The organism is Streptomyces sp. NPDC004051 (assembly GCF_053604275.1).
The window spans coordinates 14,793-31,611 of record NZ_JBSGHG010000019.1 but is presented as its reverse complement, the minus strand read 5'-3'; the positions used below and the strand labels follow the sequence as shown (position 1 = coordinate 31,611).

At 71.4% G+C, this 16,819-nt stretch carries 16 protein-coding genes; 4 read left to right on the top strand and 12 right to left on the bottom strand.

The annotated features are described in order from the left end of the window. Positions 1-74 precede the first annotated feature (74 nt). Entirely contained in the window at positions 75-854 is a 780-nt protein-coding gene (locus tag ACWEQO_RS20370; RefSeq protein ID WP_452984718.1) for a DUF429 domain-containing protein, read from the top strand. A gap of 784 nt (positions 855-1,638) precedes the next feature. Here the strand turns inward: ACWEQO_RS20370 and ACWEQO_RS20365 are convergent. The 12 genes from ACWEQO_RS20365 to ACWEQO_RS20310 form a co-directional block, all read right to left on the bottom strand. Further along, a complete protein-coding gene (locus tag ACWEQO_RS20365; protein ID WP_452984717.1) occupies positions 1,639-2,364 on the bottom strand; it encodes a glycosyltransferase family 2 protein in 726 nt (241 codons plus the stop codon). A 32-nt stretch (positions 2,365-2,396) separates the two neighbouring features. Continuing rightward, positions 2,397-3,260 carry a hypothetical protein gene (locus ACWEQO_RS20360; RefSeq protein ID WP_361454577.1) on the bottom strand — a complete coding sequence of 288 codons (864 nt, stop codon included), beginning with the start codon at positions 3,258-3,260 and terminating at the stop codon, positions 2,397-2,399. Continuing rightward, positions 3,257-5,620 (bottom strand): methyltransferase, FxLD system, encoded by a 2,364-nt coding sequence (gene fxlM / locus ACWEQO_RS20355; RefSeq protein ID WP_452984716.1) that lies wholly within the window; start codon positions 5,618-5,620, stop codon positions 3,257-3,259. Before fxlM ends, ACWEQO_RS20360 begins: the two co-directional genes overlap by 4 nt. A 33-nt stretch (positions 5,621-5,653) precedes the next feature. Beyond that, positions 5,654-7,036 carry a phosphotransferase gene (locus tag ACWEQO_RS20350; protein ID WP_452984715.1) on the bottom strand — a complete coding sequence of 461 codons (1,383 nt, stop codon included), beginning with the start codon at positions 7,034-7,036 and terminating at the stop codon, positions 5,654-5,656. Continuing rightward, positions 7,033-7,884 (bottom strand): class I SAM-dependent methyltransferase, encoded by an 852-nt coding sequence (locus ACWEQO_RS20345; RefSeq protein WP_452984714.1) that lies wholly within the window; start codon positions 7,882-7,884, stop codon positions 7,033-7,035. The genes ACWEQO_RS20350 and ACWEQO_RS20345 overlap by 4 nt, the downstream gene beginning before the upstream one ends. Next, positions 7,881-9,194, bottom strand: coding sequence for a protein-L-isoaspartate O-methyltransferase family protein (locus ACWEQO_RS20340; RefSeq protein WP_452984713.1), 1,314 nt, complete (start codon positions 9,192-9,194; stop codon positions 7,881-7,883). Before ACWEQO_RS20340 ends, ACWEQO_RS20345 begins: the two co-directional genes overlap by 4 nt. Continuing rightward, on the bottom strand, positions 9,191-10,540 hold the full coding sequence (locus tag ACWEQO_RS20335) for an MFS transporter (RefSeq protein ID WP_452984712.1): 1,350 nt from the start codon (positions 10,538-10,540) through the stop codon (positions 9,191-9,193). The genes ACWEQO_RS20340 and ACWEQO_RS20335 overlap by 4 nt, the downstream gene beginning before the upstream one ends. Positions 10,541-10,642: 102 nt before the next feature. Further along, positions 10,643-12,112, bottom strand: coding sequence for an NUDIX hydrolase (locus tag ACWEQO_RS20330; RefSeq protein ID WP_452984711.1), 1,470 nt, complete (start codon positions 12,110-12,112; stop codon positions 10,643-10,645). Positions 12,113-12,173: 61 nt separating this feature from the next. Further along, entirely contained in the window at positions 12,174-12,350 is a 177-nt protein-coding gene (locus tag ACWEQO_RS20325; RefSeq protein WP_452984710.1) for a hypothetical protein, read from the bottom strand. A 212-nt stretch (positions 12,351-12,562) separates the two neighbouring features. Then, on the bottom strand, positions 12,563-13,042 hold the full coding sequence (locus ACWEQO_RS20320; protein ID WP_452984709.1) for a hypothetical protein: 480 nt from the start codon (positions 13,040-13,042) through the stop codon (positions 12,563-12,565). Positions 13,043-13,427: 385 nt separating this feature from the next. Beyond that, positions 13,428-13,832 (bottom strand): aldo/keto reductase, encoded by a 405-nt coding sequence (locus ACWEQO_RS20315; protein WP_452984708.1) that lies wholly within the window; start codon positions 13,830-13,832, stop codon positions 13,428-13,430. 62 nt (positions 13,833-13,894) lie between these two features. After that, positions 13,895-14,500: an aldo/keto reductase gene (locus ACWEQO_RS20310; RefSeq protein WP_452984707.1), complete on the bottom strand. Its 606-nt coding sequence runs from the start codon at positions 14,498-14,500 to the stop codon at positions 13,895-13,897. A 668-nt stretch (positions 14,501-15,168) separates the two neighbouring features. On the opposite strand from ACWEQO_RS20310, the gene ACWEQO_RS20305 reads away from it, so the two are divergent. The 3 genes from ACWEQO_RS20305 (at position 15,169) to ACWEQO_RS20295 (ending at position 16,756) form a co-directional block, all read left to right on the top strand. Then, complete coding sequence (locus ACWEQO_RS20305; RefSeq protein ID WP_361454549.1) at positions 15,169-15,594, top strand: integrase core domain-containing protein; 426 nt, start codon at positions 15,169-15,171, stop codon at positions 15,592-15,594. 415 nt (positions 15,595-16,009) lie between these two features. Next, the gene (locus ACWEQO_RS20300) at positions 16,010-16,381 is read left to right on the top strand and encodes a beta/gamma crystallin domain-containing protein (protein ID WP_361454546.1); all 372 of its coding nucleotides are present in this window, start codon (positions 16,010-16,012) and stop codon (positions 16,379-16,381) included. Positions 16,382-16,390: 9 nt separating this feature from the next. Beyond that, positions 16,391-16,756, top strand: coding sequence for a GNAT family N-acetyltransferase (locus tag ACWEQO_RS20295; RefSeq protein WP_452984759.1), 366 nt, complete (start codon positions 16,391-16,393; stop codon positions 16,754-16,756). Positions 16,757-16,819: the final 63 nt, after the last annotated feature.

The following is a 16,819-nucleotide window of genomic DNA, read 5'->3' as shown; positions in this document are numbered from 1 at the left end:
TCATCGGCGGGGGAGGAGCGCGTACGGCCGCATCCACCAGACTGCGCGCATGCGGGCCTGCCACCATGGGCGGCATGCGCACGGTGGGGATCGATCTGTCAGCCGACCGCTCGAAAACGGCGATGTCGGTGGTGGAGTGGGCGGACGGGAGGGCCGCGGTCGGGCCCCCCGCGCTCAAGTGCACCGACGACCTGCTGGTCAACGAGCTTCTGGAGCTGCGTCCCGGCGACCAGGCCGGCGTCGACACACCGTTCGGGTGGCCGGCTGAGTTCGTGCGCGCGGTCGGGGCGCACCTGGCCGGGAACCCATGGCCGGGCCGCGGCCAGGACAGCGAGCGCTACCGCAAGGACTACCTGCGGTACCGGCTCACGGACCGGATCGTGCGCGACCAGATCTACCCGGTCGCGCCCCCGCTTCCGGCTCCTTTCGACCGGATCGGAGCCATGGTGGCGCGGTGGGCTCATCTGGAGGACGAACTCAACCGCCGCGGCGTTCGCGTCGACCGGACGGGACGCGGGCCGATCGCCGAGGTGTACCCGAAGGCATCCCGGCACCGCTGGGAGCTTCTCGACGGCCCTCGACGGATGGATGCCCTGCTCGCCGCCGCACCCTGGCTGCGGTGTGATGAGCCGACGGCGCACGCCTACGACGCCAGTGAGCACGCTTTCGACGCGCTGGTGTGCGCACTGACAGCGCGTGCGGTGACATGTGGCCTGACCGCCCGCCCCGAGGCGATGGAACTCGACGACGCCCGGATCGAGGGCTGGATCCACCTGCCGGCGCCGGGGTCGTTGGCGCTGTTGCCGCACCCCGAAGACGCGGCGCCGACATGGCCCTCGACTCAAGCCGGATGACCGGTCACGGCACGCGGCCGCAACAAGCCGGGGCAGCGAGCGGCCCCCTTGACCGGCCGGACCCGACCGTCTTCCCTTCGTCGAAGTTCCACACCTGGAGTTCACCAGCACGCAGGACTCTGCGGGCCAGGCGCAACTGAAGGACGAGATAGCAAGGCGCCTCTACACCATCCGGTGTGCGATCACGCACAGCAAGGCCTCGAGCAACCGCTACAGCCCGTACACCGACGACCTGTACCTCGGCCGAGAGATCCCGCTCGTCAGGATCGCCGCAGAGCAGCTACTGATTCCGACCGATCAACGGCTTTGAAGGGGTGTGTCCATTTAACGGCTCCGTCTCACATTCGGTGGTGACAGAGCGTCATCATTGACGTACCTGGTCCGAGCTTCAAGGAGAGCAGTCGCAGACGCGCCATCGACCAGGGCAAGCACGGTGCTGACGATCACGTCACCCGCGCCGGCCTGGGAGTGTCACTACCAGCAACGATAACTACTCACCGTCACCACCGAATGTGAGGCAGAGCCGATTACGGGACGGAGCCGTCAAATTGACACACCCGGGAAGGCCGGTCCCCTCGGTGCACTCGGCCGCGGCCATGAGCAGGGGCTCGCCGGACTTGGCACTGGATCCTCCGGGCACTTCGCGGATGTGAGCGTCCGGGGTGCGAGCGGGGGAGTGGAACTCGCGGAGAGCACGATCTCGGTGTCCTGCCAGGGGGCGCGAGATGGTAGGCGACGACGCTGGTGAGGTCGGGCCGCCCTGGGGCGCGGGTGACTTTGCCGATCAGTGGACGGCGGTCAACCAGCCGTGTGGTGGGGCGGGGAGCTTGCGGTATGCGATCCAGATCCGGTTGCGGGCGGCGAGCCGGTGGTACAGCGCGTGGCGGGCCGGTGTGGTGAGCGGGTGATGCATGCGGATGTCGGCGGCGTACCAGCTGCTCCAGCCCGCCGCGTACAGCCGCCAGGCCAGGTCGGAGCCCTCGTGGTACAGGAACAGGCTGCCCTCCCAGCCGCCGACCTTGTCGAAGGCCTCCCGCCGGATCAGGACGACGCCCTCGGTCATCGAGGTGACCCTCCCCGGCCGTTCCGGGGCGGAGGCGCGCAGCCGGGGGACCCAGCGGCGCGGGGTGGTCACATCGTCCGGGCCCGTCAGCCGGGGCTGTACCCAGGCCGCCTCGGGAGGCTGCTCGGCCTCGGCGATGAGCCGGGAGAGGACGTCGGGGCGGGGGAAGGTGGCGTCGTTGTCGAGGAAGAACAGCCAGTCCGCGGGGTTTCCTGCCTGACGGAGTGCCTCGACGCCGGCGTTGCGGCCGGCGGAGATGCCGACGTTCTCCGGCAGGCTGATGGTGAGCGCGCCGGGAGGTACGACCTCGGGCCGGCAGCCGTTGCCGACCACGACCACCCGCACGTCGACACCGGTCTGCGCCAGGAGGGTCTCCTGGGCGGCCGTTTCCTCGGACGGCCGGTCGCTCATCGTCAGGACGACGACGTCGATACGCGGCTTGGGCACGTGTTCCTCCACCCCGGCGGCAGCCGGGTCGGTCAGGGAGCGGGTACGGGAGTGCCGGTGAGGTGCTCGGCCCGGCGGGCGGTGAGCGGGGCGAGGCGGGAGTGGACGCCCCTGCTGCAGGCCTGTAGGAGCTGGCCGAGTGCGACGAGTTCCCCGGCGCGGCCGGCAGCCGTGCCGAGGACGTGGGCGAACTGGTGGCGGATCCGTGCCGCGGTCGCGGGCGCGGTCAGGGAGTAGGCGTGCAGGAGCCCTAGGTCGTAGCCGATGGGCAGGCGTCCCCAGTTCTCCCAGTCGAGCAGGACCAGGGGCGCGTGGGTGAGGTTCGCCCAGTGAAGGTCTCCGTGGCCGGTGGTGTAGGCGTGGATCTGGATGGGGTCGATGCCGAGGAAGCGGCGGAAGTTGTTGTCGATCCACCGCTGCCGTACCGCCTCCCGATCGGTGGGCACCGTGGCGAGCGTCTCCAGTGCGATGCGCAGAGCCGCCCACCACGTGTCAGGAAGGGCGACATCCCGGGCGAGCACCGGCGTACCGCTCGTCACCGGGGGCACGGGGACGTATTCGGTGAGCTCGGCGCGGTAGGCGGTTGCGTCCGCGGTCCAGTCGAGCAGGCCCCGCAGCCGCGGCCGAGGCACGGATCGGGGCACGAGGGCGTCCGCCGAGGCGGTGCCCTCCCACAGCCGCCCGCCCTGCTTCGCGACCGGTGCGGCCACGACGCGCAGCCAGCAGTTCCCCGCCCGCCGGCTGAGGGTGCGGCCCTGCCAGCCCCATACCTCCGGCCCGGACGCGGTCACCTGGAGGCTGCGTGCCGCGGCGGCGTGAGCCTCCCGCATCCGCGTCTGCTCGTCACGTGCCGACGGCGCGGCGAAGACCGCCGCCTGTGCCGGCCCACCCGTCACATGCCCTCCCCGGAAGCGGCCCGTGCTTCGCCCCGGTCAACGGGTGAGGGCAGGAGGGCGTCACGGCCGGGCCACTGCACCACGACGCGGCAGTGGTTCTTGTCCACCACGTCGCCGGGAGGAAGCCGGTGGTCCGGCGTTCCGGCGGGGTGCACGGTCACGGCCGGATCGCTGCTCGCGCCGCCGTCGCCGCGTACGTTCCGGTCCCAGGCCCGGACCGCCTCCGCCAGCTTCTCGCCGAGAGCGGGACCCTGGTCACCGAAAGCGTGGACGTACCACTCCCACTCACGCTCCTCGCTGTGCCGGCTCTGCATGTACGTGAGGTAGGCGAGCGAGGCGCCGGAGAGGACAGCCGGCGCATCCGAGCCGGTGGCGATCTCGACGACCGAGCTCTCCTGGTCGGCGGCGACCGCCAGGCGGCAGAACCCGGGCAGCGTCGTGGCCGCGTACAGCTGCAGCGACCCGAAGTAGAAGCCCGGTCCCATGGTGACGCCGGTGGAAATCTCGTGCCGCCGTCCGCGCAGCGCCTCCTCCAGGCCCTCGGCGCTTCCGGCGGGGCCGTCCTCGAAGCGGAGCTGCAACTGACCGTCCAGCAGGTCGGCGACTGCGGCGGCGCGGGCGTGCGCGCCTTGGGCGCGGACGAACCCGCAGTGCGTGAACTTCTCCGCGACCAGCACATCACCGGTCCGCTGGAAGGTGATCGCCCTCGTATAGCCACCGAGTTCGAGGGGGAGGACGAGTCGGCCGCCCTCGGCGAGCTGGTCCTTCCAAGCCGGGGCGACGTCCCTGCAGTTGTAGGTGATCACGATGGCGTCGAACCCGCCACGCGGGACCAGAAGCGCCGGCGCGCCGTGAGCGGCGTCGCCGTGGACGACGGTCACACGCCCGCTGCCGGCCTCCGCGGTGAACCGACGGGCACGGCGCACGACGAACTCGTCGATGTTGCTCGTGACCACCCACCCACCCGGGCCGACGACGTGAGCGAGCAACTCGGCGTTGTACCCGCCGGAGCCCGCCTCCCACACGACCGAGCCCGGCTCGAGGCCAAGACCCTCGATCATGTCGGCCTGCAGCCACGCCGCGGACACCGAGCTTGTCGCCCTTCCGGCTTCGTCGCGACAAGTGACGATGGCGACGTCTCCGGCGTCGTACGCCGTCTTCAGGTCCTTCTCGGGAGCGAAGCGATGTCGGGGCACCGTGCGCAGTGCGTCGCGGACCGGTGCGGAGACGGCCCAGCCGCCGGCGATGACCGTCCCGGCCATCGCCCGGCGCAGCCGGACGGCCTCGGCCGGTTCCCCAGGCACAGGCGGCTGGTCGACAACGACGGGGTAGGAGGCCGTCGGCGGCAGGCCGGGGATGACTCCGGGCCATACGGCATCCACCGCAGCTGCGGCCGGGGCGAACACGTCGCCAACGCAGGCCAGAGCGTGCAGGTCGAAGAACTCCCATCGGGCGAACTTCTCGGGCTCGGGGTTGGTCAGAGTCCCGGACCAGGCGGTGATGCGGACGACCGCGGTGAGCCGCGGGATGCCGTGGCTGTCGTCGACCAGCATCGTCACCACGTACGCATCCGCCGGGTCGGCGACCAGGCCCGCCTCCTCGGCGAGCTCGCGGACCGCCGCGGCGGCGAAGTCCTCCGGGCCGCGGGTCTTGCCGCCGGGCAGTTCGAGCATGCCGCGGCGGGACCGGCCGAGCAGGATCCGGCCGGCGTCGTCGGTGACGACCGCGAGGGCGCCGGTCAGGGCGTGGGCGGTGGTCGGCCGCTTCTCGACGGCCCTCGTGCCGGCGTGGCAGGGGCCGCGCAGGACCAGGACGGCCAGGCCGTCCGCGTCCAGCCGCTCCACCGTCTCCCATCCGGCGGTGAGCACGGCGATCTCGTCCTCGTCCAGGGCGATGCCGCGCCGTTCCTGCGGCGTGTGCTCCGCCACCGGGGTGATGATGACGAGCGCGCCGCCGTCCCGGAGCCGCTCCCCCAGCCTGTGAAGGACGCGCCCCCTGTCCTGCACGAACGGGTACATCAGGCGGAGCGTGATCAGGTCGTACCCCTCTTCATGCAGCGGGGCGGGGCCATCGTGCTCGATGTCCAGGTGCAGCCAGCGCACGCCTTCGACGTCGGCGTGCTCCTCGCGGGCCCGGGCGAGCGCGCTGTCGGCGAAGTCGACGGCGTCCACGGTGTAGCCGAGCGACGCGAGGTAGGCGGCCAGCTCGCCGGTGCCACATCCCACGTCGAGCGCCCGGCCGCCGACGTTTGGGACGGGGGTGTGTTCGGCGAGGAGCTCCCGCTCGCGCTCACCGACCTGCCGGAAGTTCTTGCCGTCGCTGAAGTGCTTCTCCCACTCGTCGCGGGCGGTGTACGTCAACGTGCTGCTCCTCGTAGGTAGGCGTGGTGGTACTCAGGGGCGTTGTGCGGCGCGGAGCCGGGCCAGCGTGCGCAGGCCCCGCTCGACGAGCTCGGGGTCGCCGTGCGCGGCGCCGTAGGAGATGCCGGAGACGGAATCCAGGACAGACAGGGCCGCGAGCTGGGCCTCTTCCTCCGGGGTGAAGAGGCGGCCGTAGCCGTCCGTCACGGCCTGCAGAAGGTCGGGGCGGCCGTGCCATGCATCGGACAGCCGCACGAAGTCCCTGATCGCCGGGCCCTCTTCCGACCGCTCGAAATCGATCACGTACAGGACATCGGCGTCTTCGTCCCATCGCAGATTGCGGGACTGCAGATCACCATGCGTGGGGACCGCCTCCAAGGCGGGCAGGTCGGCGGCCTTCTCGGCGGTGGTGCGGATGAACTCTTCATCCCCGGGCGCAAGGTGGGGCCGGGCACCGTTCAGGTGCCGTTCCAGTTTGCCCAGGGGCAGGGTGCCGGTGGCTGGGCGTGGTGGGGCGCTGGTGTGGATGGCGGCTGCGAGTTGTCCGATGCGGTGGAAGACGTGGCGTTGCTGCCCGGGAGGGTGGACGGCGCCGTACAGGGACCGGCCGCCCACCGCGGTGAGCACCACGGCCCGCAGCTGTGCGTCGGCGGCCACCAGCCGGGGCGCAGCCGGGCCGAGACCGGGCACCCAGCCGCGGAACGCCGACACTTCGCGCTGGTGGAAGCGGTCGTTCTGGTGGATCTTGACGTACCAGGTGCCGCCCTCGGCGCCGCTCGCCCGCCAAACGCGGCTCTCCTCACGTGCCCAGGACACGTCCGCCCACCCAGTGATCCGGCCCACCGCGTTCTCGGCGAAGGCGCGCGCCTCCTCCTCCGGGATTGTGCCGGGGCTGCCGGGTCCGGGGACCAGGACCAGCCGGTCGGCGTCCGGGGTGTAGGCGATCGGGTCGCCGGGCTCTTGGAAGTGAACGGCCGACCGCGTCCCGGCCCGGTAGGCGTCCAGCCCGGCCCGGCAGTACGCGACCATCGGCTCCGGAAGCCTGTCGAACGCGAACCAGTCCATGGCGTCGCACACCTGGGGCTCCATGACCTTTGGGGTGCCGTGCCAGCGCCTCACCTCGAAGAACACCCCGATGCGCGCGCTGCCGGCGGGGGAGCGGTGGTGCACGGTGACGGCTGCGTGGACGTCGGCCCGGTCGACGACGATGCTGGCCTCTTCCCGGGTTTCGCGCACCAGGGCCGTGACCATGTCCTCCCATGGACCGTCCAGGTGCCCGCTGACCAGATGCCAGCAGCCTGCCGCGTACACGTCGCCGGCCCGTCGGGACAGCAGCACTTCGGGCCCGGCCGAGCCGTCGCGCAGGGCGATGAGGTGGACGTCGAGCGGCTCGGTGTGCCGCTGGGTGCCGGTCACACGTCACCACCGGGGCGGCGCGCGAACAGCACCGTGAACTCTGCGTCCTCCTTCAGGACGCCGCCGCGCGCATGGCCCCGGAGGACGCGGAGCGCCTCGGCCTCGAACTCGTGGTGCTGGCCGGCGAAGAGGGCGGGGCGGGCGAAGCTGGTGGTGCGCAGGTATCCGAGGACGTCCTCGGGTGTCCAGGCGCGGGCGACGGGGAAGCGGTGCTCGGCCACGTCGCTGAACGCCGAGTCGGCGAGGCCCTCTTCGTAGGAGCGGCCCCGCCCGGCGTAGGTTCCGCGGGTGCCCGCGCGCCGGTCGTTGCCGAGGTAGGTCTGGATCAGCACCCGAAGGGCGGCGGTCCAGTCCGCTTTGTAGGTCCACAGGCTGCCGTCTCCCATGATCGCCACGACGGCGTTCGGCGCGGCAACCCGGTCCGCCATGTTCAGGACCTCCGCGCGGGACATCCAGTGGAAGGACCGGCAGCAGGTGATCAAGGTGGGTGCTCGGCCGGGCGCGGTGGGGGTGAAGGTGTGCGCTTCGCCGGTGAAGGCGTTCACTGTGCAGGACCCGCGGACCGGTTCGAGGGCGGTGAGGGCCGTCTCGAGCATGTGCTGGTTCACGTCGACCAGATCGATGTGAACCAGCCGGCGCAGAACGGGCAGCAGCGCGCGGGGCACCTGGCCGGCGCCGGTGCCCAGGTCCAGCAGGACGGGGTCGGGTACGCCGTGCTGCGTGGCGGCCAGGAGGCGGACGGCCGTGTCTGGCAGGCCGGGACGGTAGCGGGCGTAGTCGGCGGCCTCGGACCCGAACAGGGCATCGTCCGAGACCGCCGCAGCGGCCGGATGGTCGGGGCTGGTCATCGTGCATCTCCAGGAGCGTGAGGAAGTTGCCAGATCAGGGTGCCGTTCGGGCCGGTGACCCGCTGGACGTCGCCGGTGTCGAGGTGGAGCCGGTACTCGGTGGGTTCACCGGCCGCCCGCCAGCGGGCGGCGGCGTCCTGGACCTCCGCCCAGATGTCCCGGGGGCCGCAGGTCGTCACGTCCCACCGACGGTGGCCGACGGGACGCACGCGCATCCACGACCCACACTCGGGCGCGCCGATCGCAAGGTCCTCGGCTCCGAAGTGGCGCACCAACCCCGGATACAGGGCGTCCAGGGCCAGCCACATGCCGCGCGCCGTGTCCGCCGGCGGCGCGACCCGGGTGCGCTGCGTTGACCCGTCGGCCGTGGTGATCGTCTTCCGGAAGGAGGCGGACAGGAACAGCCGGTCGAAGCCGGCACCGGCACGGTGCCCGAACTCCACCGCGCGCAGCTCCGCCTCCACCGTGCCGTCCGGTCGCTTGTCGACCACGGCCAGGCCAGGCCACGACGGCGACGACGTCCCCAGCGTCATCAGCGCACGCCCGCCCGGCGCCAGCTGCTCCACCAAGGCTGTCGGCACGCGGCGGACGGCGAAGGAGACAAATACCCTCTCGTACGGGCCCGCATCGGGCCGGCCTGCGGTGCCATCCCCGGTCACCGCGGTCGGCTGGTAGCCCAGTGCCAGCAGGCGCTCGCGGGCGGCCGCGGTGACGTGCGGGTCGATGTCGAGGGTGACGACCCGGTCGTGGCCGCACACGAAGCACGCCACCGCCGCGGTCACCCCGGCGCCGGTCCCGACGTCCAGCACGCGCTGCCCGGGCCGCAGGTCCAGGAGCTGGAGCAGGTCTGAGGTCAGGCTCATCGTGCTCGACATCGCGGTCATGGCGCCGCCGCGGCGCGACCCGGCGGTACGGCCGAGGATTGGCTCCCCGTCGTGCTGGATCGCGACGCTGTCCCCGCTGTGCAGCCGCTCCAGCAGCTCGTCCCGGTCGGCCGGGCGGATCCAGTCGAGCAGTTCCCAGCGCGGCTGGGTCTCGTCCGGGGCGCTGCGCCGCACGTATGCCTGGGGCATCAGGATCTGGCGCGGCAGCGCGAGCAGCGCCTCTCGCACCGGTCCGGGGCCGAGCGCTCCGCTTTCCTCGAGCCGGGCGACCATCGCCGCCCGGGCCGCCACAGCCCCGGAGGTGTCGCCGGCGGGCTGCGCCGGAAGGAAGGGCGCGACGGGCGCAGTGGGATCGCTCAGCACGGTGCACTCCAGGGGATCGGGTGGAGCAGCGGGCATCGCCGCCGAGTTCGGCACTTCGTTCACGAGGCATCGCCTCCGAGTGCGCGCTCGTGCCGCGTGTCGTCCGTGCGCGCTGGAGTGGGCACGGCGGGAGGAAACGTCCGGGCTGCGGGCGGGTCCGGCATCTTCCGTAGGGCGCGGATCGGGGAGCGGGCGAGGACGACGAGCGGGATCAGGAGCAGGAGGGTTCCGGCAGTCAGAGCGGGCCGGACACCGATCCACGTGCCCAAGGCGCCGGCGAGGAGCGCGGCCACGGGCCGGGCGCCGGACGTCAGCCAGGTGCTTACCGCCTGCATCCGCGCCTGCATCCCGGCCGTGGTGACGATCTGGCGGATGGACCGCTGGGTGGTGCCCGCGGCACCGGCGCAGGCGAGCTGCAGGAAGAGCGCCGCACCGATCGTGATCTGCCAGGCAAGGCCAGGGGAGGCGAGCAGCAGCGGGAGCTGGGTGAGCGGGGTGATCGCGAGCGCGGCCAGCATCATCGGCCCCGGCCCGCACCGGCGGGCCAACGCCGGTGCGGTGAGCGCTCCGGCGGCCGCGCCCAGCGCGCCGAGGCCCAGCACCACGCCGAACGCAGTCGCGCTCATCGCCAGGGACCTCAACAGGTACAGCGCCCAGAGGGTGTTGAGTAGCCCAAGGGCGAACGAGGTCGTGGCGTTGACCAGGGTCAGGGTCCACAGCCGGTCATCGTCGCGCACGTACCGCAGGCCCTCGCCAATCTCACCGCGCAGCCGGCGGGTCTCCGGGCGTGCGCGGGCGGGTTCGGCGGTCTGGATGCGGGCGGTGCACACAGCGCTGATCAGGTAGGAGGCGACGTCGCCGAGCAGGGCCCGTGCGGGCCCGAGTAGCGCGGTCAGCGCGGCGCCGAAGTGGCTTCCGGCGGTCACGGCGACCGCGAACAGCGCGCCGACCCGGCTATTGCTCCTCTGGATCAAGGACCGGTCGACGAGGCCGGGCAGCAGGCTGATGGCCGCCGCGTCGTGGAGCACGCTCGCCGCCCCCTGCATCACGGAGACGATCATGAGCTGCGTGAGGGTGAGGGTGCCCAGCGCGGCCGAGACCGGCACGGTGGCGAGCACCGTCGCGCTCACCAGGTCCCCGGCGATCATCTGCCGGCGCTTGGAGTGCCGGTCGGCGAGCGCGCCGGCGTGCAGGGCGAGCAGTGCGGGAGGGAGCTGTCCGAGGAACGCCAGCCAGGCGACCTGGGCGGTGGTCGCGTCCAGGTGGAGCACGGCCAGCACCGGCAGCGCCATCTGCGTGATCGAGCTGCCGGCCACGCTCACGGCCTGCCCGGTCAGGTACCGGCGGAAGTCCCGGTGCCGCCACAGCGAAGTGCCGGCGGCGGAGAGGGGCTCAGTGCAGCGCGGCACGGGGCACCTCCCTCGGCTCCGCCAGGAGCCCCCGCAGCACGTACCTGGACTCGGCCTGGGCCCGCCGGCCGGGGCCGCTACCGGCGGGTGTGCTCACCCTGCTCACCAGCCCAGCTGAGAGTAGGGGCGGCCTTCGGCGATCGCGGTGATGGCCGTGCGGGTGTAGGAGACGATCGGGTCCGGCAGCTCGTCCCGCGGCCACCACTGCCAGGTCAGGCACTTGTCAGACTCGCGCACCTCGGGGGTGCCCTTCCACCGGCGAGCTCGGAACACGAGCTGCAACAGGGGCAGGCCGCCCGGGGTGTCGACGACGTGGACGACGTGGACGAGCTCCACGTCGGCGGGTTCGATGACCAGTCCCGCTTCCTCCCACGCCTCGCGGACCAGGCAGGAGAGCGCGGACTCCTGCTCACACCGCCCGGCGAGGTAGTGCCAGGTGTCGCCCCCGTATTTCGAGTCGGGGTGACGCAGGCCGAGAAGTACCCGGCCTTCGGCGTCTTCGAGGTGGAGGTGGACTCCGACGCCGTTCAGTACGGTCCGGCTGCCCCCGTCCCACACGGGGGGAGCTGCGGCCGTCTGGTTGTCCGGGGGGTTCTCGGCCGCATGTCGGCGAATCAGGTCCCGGGTGGCGGGGCTCAGGCGCAGCCGGTCCAGTTCGTCGGGCGCGAACCAGCGCAGCAGCACACCCTCGTGCAGCGCGAGACGGTCGGGGTTGCCGCGCCACCGGCCGGCGAAGACCTGGACCGGGACGCTGAGGCCGTCGATGCTGGTCGCGGCCTCCACGGCGTAGGGCTTTACATCCTCGAGGCGTAGGTCGGGCACCTCCTCGGACAGCTCCCGCAGCAGGGTGCCCTCAAGGCTCTGGTCGTCGTGCGTGCGACCGCCGCCGAGAAGGGCGAACGCCCCCGACTCCCAGATGACGCCGGGCTTGTGGTCGCGCAGATGAAGCAGGTACCGGCCGGCCCCGTCGTGGATCAGCGCGGAAGCGTTCACCAGCTCCGGCCTGCCGTCCAGGCCCGCCGCGAGGAGTTTCGCGCGCAGTGTCGGTGAGGTGACCTCCGGCTGCGGGAGCCACTGGGCGCCGGAGACCTCCTCATCCTGTAGCGCGACCCCAGGCGGCTCCTCGCCGGCGAGGTAGAAGACGTAGCGGACGTCGTAGTGGCGGTGGGCCGGTTCCCCTTTGGAAGGGCTGGCGTCGATGTCGTGAACGTCGATGTCGATCGGAGAACCGAGCAGTTGCCGGGTCAGGCACAGGGTGCCCGGCGGGATCCCGGCTTCCTCGTCCACCTCGCGCAGCGCCGCGGCGAGCAGTGTGCGGTCCCCGGGCTCGATGTGGCCGCCGGGGGCGAGCATGAGGCCGCCGGTGGCCCGGTGCCGGATGTGCAGGACCCGGCCCTGCCGGTCGATGACGACGGCGCTGCACGTGACGTGCCCGGGCAGCGTCGTCCGGGCGGTTGCGTCGACGGGCCGGTCCAGCGCGGCGAGGAGGTCGGCCAGGGCGTCACGCTCGCCGGGGTGCCGGCCGAGGTACGCCTCGACGGTCCTGCGGATCGCGGTGGAGCTGGGTGGCATGGGCGTCGTCTCGCCTTCGATGTCAAGGGGCGGGCAGGCGGGGGAAGGAAGCTCCAGTGGTTCAGCTCGCCGTTCCGTGGCCGGACGGCTTGGCGCTTCGGGGGCCGGGTACGCCGCCGACCGGCGGCGCGATTCCGTAGTGGGAGGCGTCGGCAGTGAACACGCCCCGGGACAGGCTGCGCTTACGGGGGATCAGGTCCTCGTGGGTCTTGTCACCGTCTGGTTCGACTGACGTCAATGTGTTCCCCTCTCGTGGATGTGACGGTGGCTTCGCCGTGCTCAACGACGCCGCACGTTTTCGAGCACCTGTTCCTTTCGGACGCGTTGTATGCCCTGTGATTCAGCGGTTCTCCGAGGGTGCGCAGTGCATCGACCCTTGCCGCGCAAGGGCCTGCAGCTCGCGGGAGGGTGGCCGAAACGCCGACGTTCGGTCGCTGCGGCGGTCGCCTGTCAGTCAGCCCCCGTCGCCAGGGCTTCGCCCTGTTCGCCCGGGGTGGACGGCAGGCCCAGGCGCAGCGTCATGACCGCGTGGTCGGTCAGCCCCGCTTCGCGGGCTTCCTGGTGGTAGTTGCAGGCCAGGACGTGCTCGGCGTGGGGTGTGGAGGCGAAGAGGTGGTCGAAGCGGAAGCCGTTGCCGCTGCGCCCGAACCAGGAGTGGGCGACCTCGTCGGGGTGGAGGTGGCGGAAGGCGTCGGTGAGGCCGGCGGCCTGGTACGAGTCGTGGAAGTCGTACTCCCAGTTGCCGAACACCTTGTGCGGGGGCTGGTGGCCGCGCTCGATGACGTTGAGGTCCCCGGCCACGATGACGGGCATGTCCGGGAAGGCGGCGAGCAGCCGCGGCAGGCTTTCGGTGACCGACTCCTGGAAGGCGCGCTTGGCGACATTGCGCTGACCCTTCGGGCCGCGGGAGGGCACGCACAGGCCCAGCACTCCGATGTCGTGGCCGCCGACGCTGACGCGGGCCGTCGGGGCGCGATGGGGTGTGACGGTGACCGGGCTGGGGACGGTCCGGACGGCACTGGTGCGGCAGGCGATGACCGTGCGACAGTCGGGCGCGGACGGCTGGGGGCGATCACGGTGGCGTACCCGCGCTCGGCGAGCGCGGTGACGAGGGCGTCGCCGCCCTGGGTGGAGGACACCTCGGTGAGGATCGCGATATCGGCGCCCTCCTGGCCGGCGATCCATTCGGCCTGGCAGCGCGAGCTTTCAACAGAGGCGTGCTGGGCGTTGAACAGCAGCAGCCGCACGGCGTCGGTGGCCGACTGGTGGGCGGGCCCGTCGGTGGCGAGCAGGGACAGCTGCTCAGAGGCGGGGTTCATCGGCCGGCTTCCTTCTCGTCCAGGAAGACCTCGCTGTTCGCATCCAGGTTCTGCTGGAGGCGGCCGAGGGCGTCGCGGACGAAGGCAAGCTCGTCGTCGGTCAGCGGGGTACCGACGGCGGTCAGGTTCGCTTTGACCTGCTCGGGGCGGGTGAGGCCGACGAGGACGGCGGCGTTCTCGGCTCGCTGCAGGCACACCTGGAGGGCGACGCGGGTCAGAGCGGCCGAGCTGTTGCCGAAGCACTCCCGAAGCGGCTTCAGGCCGTCGGAGATGATTCGCAGCGCCTCGGGGGTGAACCACGCCTTGCGCAGCCGGTGGTCGCCGGGGGCGAAGGCGGGCGGGTGGTCGGGGTCGTACTTGCCGGTGAGCAGGCCCTGGGCCAGGGGCTTGTTGATCAGCACGCTGGCGCCGAGGGAGGCGGCGAGGGCGAAAATGTCCGGCCAGCCGGCGGCGGGCGGCGGGGTCAGGGCGTTGAAGCGGGCCGCGAGGTAGTCGGGCGGATCCGCTCGGCGAGGTAGGCGAACCGGGCGTACTCGTTGCCGCGATGGTCCTTGGCGACGGTGACCCGCTCGGTGGCGTAGCGGTGCGGGCCGCGCATCCCGACCGCGGCGACCAGCCCCTGACGCTGGAAGTCGCGCATCCGCTCGACGGCCTCCTCCAGGTAGCAGTCGTCGGGCCCGAAGTCGGCGTTGTGGAAGAAGTAGATGTCGAGACGGTCGGTGCGCAGGTTCTCCAAGCTCGTCTCGAGCTGGCGGCGCATGGCCGCGGGCAGGTAGGCGTGCCGGGCGGTGCCGCGGTGGTAGCCGACCTTGGAGGACAGCACCACGGTGTCGCGGAGGACGGTAGCGGTGAAGTCGCCGATGATTCGCTCGGAGTGTCCGTGTCCGTACACGTCGGCGGTGTCGATGAGGTTCGCGCCGAGTTCGTAGGCGGTCTCCAGGCCGCAGCGGGAGGCGGCGTCGTCGGCGGTGGACCAGCCCATCGGCAGACCCAGGTTGTGGTCGGAGCCTGTGCCGCTCGAAAAGTCATCGGCGCAGGTGGGAGTGGTGCGGTTCGGTCCCGGGAGCATGTCCGCGTGATCGTGTCCCTGCTGTACAGGGCGGCCCGGAGGCTGCTGTCCGTCCCGTCGGTGCTGCTGCGCCGTGACACCGCGAAGGACGCCGAACTGCTCGTGCTGCGGCATGAGAACGCAGTCCTGCGCCGTCGGATCGCCGGCCCGGTCCGCTACGAGCCGGCCGACCGGTTCCGGTTCGCTGCCCTCTCCGGGCTGATACCCCGGCGACGCCGGCGCGAGGTCTTCCCGGTCGACCCAGGCACCTTGCCCGCCCGGCACCGCAGGTTCGTCGCTGCCAAGCGGGATTACACCGCACGCCGATGCGCCGGACGCCCGCCCACCCGAGCGGCGATCAAGACGCTCGTTCTGCGGCCGGCCCGGGACAACCGGCGGTGGGGGCACCGGCGGATCCAGGGGGAGTCGGCCCGACTCGGGCATCGGATCGCTGCCTCGACGGTCTGGGAGATCCTCAACGCCGCGGGCACCGGCCCGGCGCCGCGTCGTGCCGGTCCGACCTGGCGCGCGTTCCTGGCCGCCCAGGCCGAGGGCATCATTGCGGCGGACTTCCTCCACCCCGGCACCGCGCTCGGCACGAGGCTGTACGCACCGGTGTTCCTCGGGCACGGCACGAGGCGCCTGCACATCACCGCAGGTCACCGCCCAGCCCACCCCGGGAGTGGGCCGTGCAACAGGCTCGGAATCTCGCCGCCGACCTGGGCATGCGCATGGAGTCTCTGCGGTTCCTGCTGCGGGAGCGCGATGGCACGTACGGTGCGGCGTTCGACACGGTCTTCGAGACCGAGGAGCTGGAGGTGATCTTGAGTGCCCCGCGGGTTCCTCGGATGAACTCCCACTGCGAGAGGATCATTGGCAGCATCCGGCGCGAGATGCTCGACCACGTCCTGATCGTGAACGAGGCCCACGCCCGCCACGTCCTGGCGGCTTATCAACGGCACTACAACGCGCACCGACCTCACCAGTGCCGGCAGCAACTACCGCCTGATGCCAAGGAACGGCCCGATGCCACAGTGCACGACCTCAACGCCCGCCGAGTGCTGCGGACCAGGATCCTCGGCAGCGTGATCAGCGAGTACCGCTATATCGCTTGACCGGCGACGATGACTTTTCGAGCGGCACAGGATGGCGGTCTTCTCGTCGATGCCGAAGACGAGCGCGAGGTGGCGGGGGCTGGCGCCGTGGGTGAGGGCCTCTTCGAGTTGGCGGTCGACGCGATGGTCCAGAGTTTGCCGGCCGGTCCGAGTTCAACAGCGGTTTTCTGGGTGATCAGCAGGTGGGGGTTGGCCCCGGCTCCCACGTCCGCAGCGGTGCAGAACGCGCGGGCACAGGGGTCCGTGTAACGGGAAGACAACAAACCCCGCGCGTCGTTCCTGGCCGACACAGCGCTGCGCCAGGATTGAAACACAGAAGGGCCGATTGTCAGGCCTGACCGGGCAGTTGCCTCATCGTCCGGAAGCAACCCTGGCTCACGCAGCGTGGCCCCAACCCTCAAGGAGATATCACATCGTGCCCACCATCAGGAAAACTGCCCAGCGCCTGTTCGCTGTAGCGTTACTGACCGCAGGCCTCAACCTTGCAACTCCGGCGAACACCGCGCTCGCCATGAATCAGACACCTTGCACTACTGGCGACTTGTTGCACATATGGGGCCATTACAGTCGTCCGCTCATTGTCGGCCCTTCCGGGCCCTTCGAATTCTGCGCCGCCAACGCGGGAACCATGGGACTCGGAGCTGGCGCCTGGGTGGACAAGATCTCCACTGGGAACAACGACATCCAGATGAACGACGCCAACGGCACTCCCATCAAGATCAGTCGCTGGAACATCGTGACTTACCCCAACCGGCCACCGAACATCACATCTATTCAGATCTTCTGAGGTGCCGGCCTGTTCAGCGGCGGCGCGCTCGGCATCGTCGCCTGGCGCCGGACCAGCGCGGGGCGCACCCCGTACTGGAACGTCGGCGCGCAACTGCGGCCGTCGCGCGGCCGGGGCATCGGCACCGCCGCGCAGTGCCTCCTGGTCGACTACCTATTCGCGCACTCTCCCGTCGTACGGCTCGAAGCGGACACCGAGACTGGCAACGTCCCCGAGCAACGATCCCTGGAGAAGGCCGGGTTCACCCGCGAAGGCGTGATGCGCGCGGTGGGGTTCCGCGACGGACAGTGGCGGGACGCGGTGCGGTACGCGGTGATACGAGGAGACACCGCGCGGCCGGACACGGCCGAAGGGCCGGAGTCCGGCCGCGCGTGACCGCCTCCGCCCGGTCCTGTCGCCCGGGCGGGTTCTCATCGTGCCTGTGCCGCTTGGAAAGTC

Coding starts and splice junctions, on each gene's coding strand:
- ACWEQO_RS20370 (WP_452984718.1), top strand. CDS start 75: ATGCGCACGGTGGGGATCGATCTGTCAGCCGACCGCTCGAAAACGGCG.
- ACWEQO_RS20345 (WP_452984714.1), bottom strand. CDS start 7,884: ATGACCAGCCCCGACCATCCGGCCGCTGCGGCGGTCTCGGACGATGCC.
- ACWEQO_RS20330 (WP_452984711.1), bottom strand. CDS start 12,112: ATGCCACCCAGCTCCACCGCGATCCGCAGGACCGTCGAGGCGTACCTC.
- ACWEQO_RS20310 (WP_452984707.1), bottom strand. CDS start 14,500: ATGCTCCCGGGACCGAACCGCACCACTCCCACCTGCGCCGATGACTTT.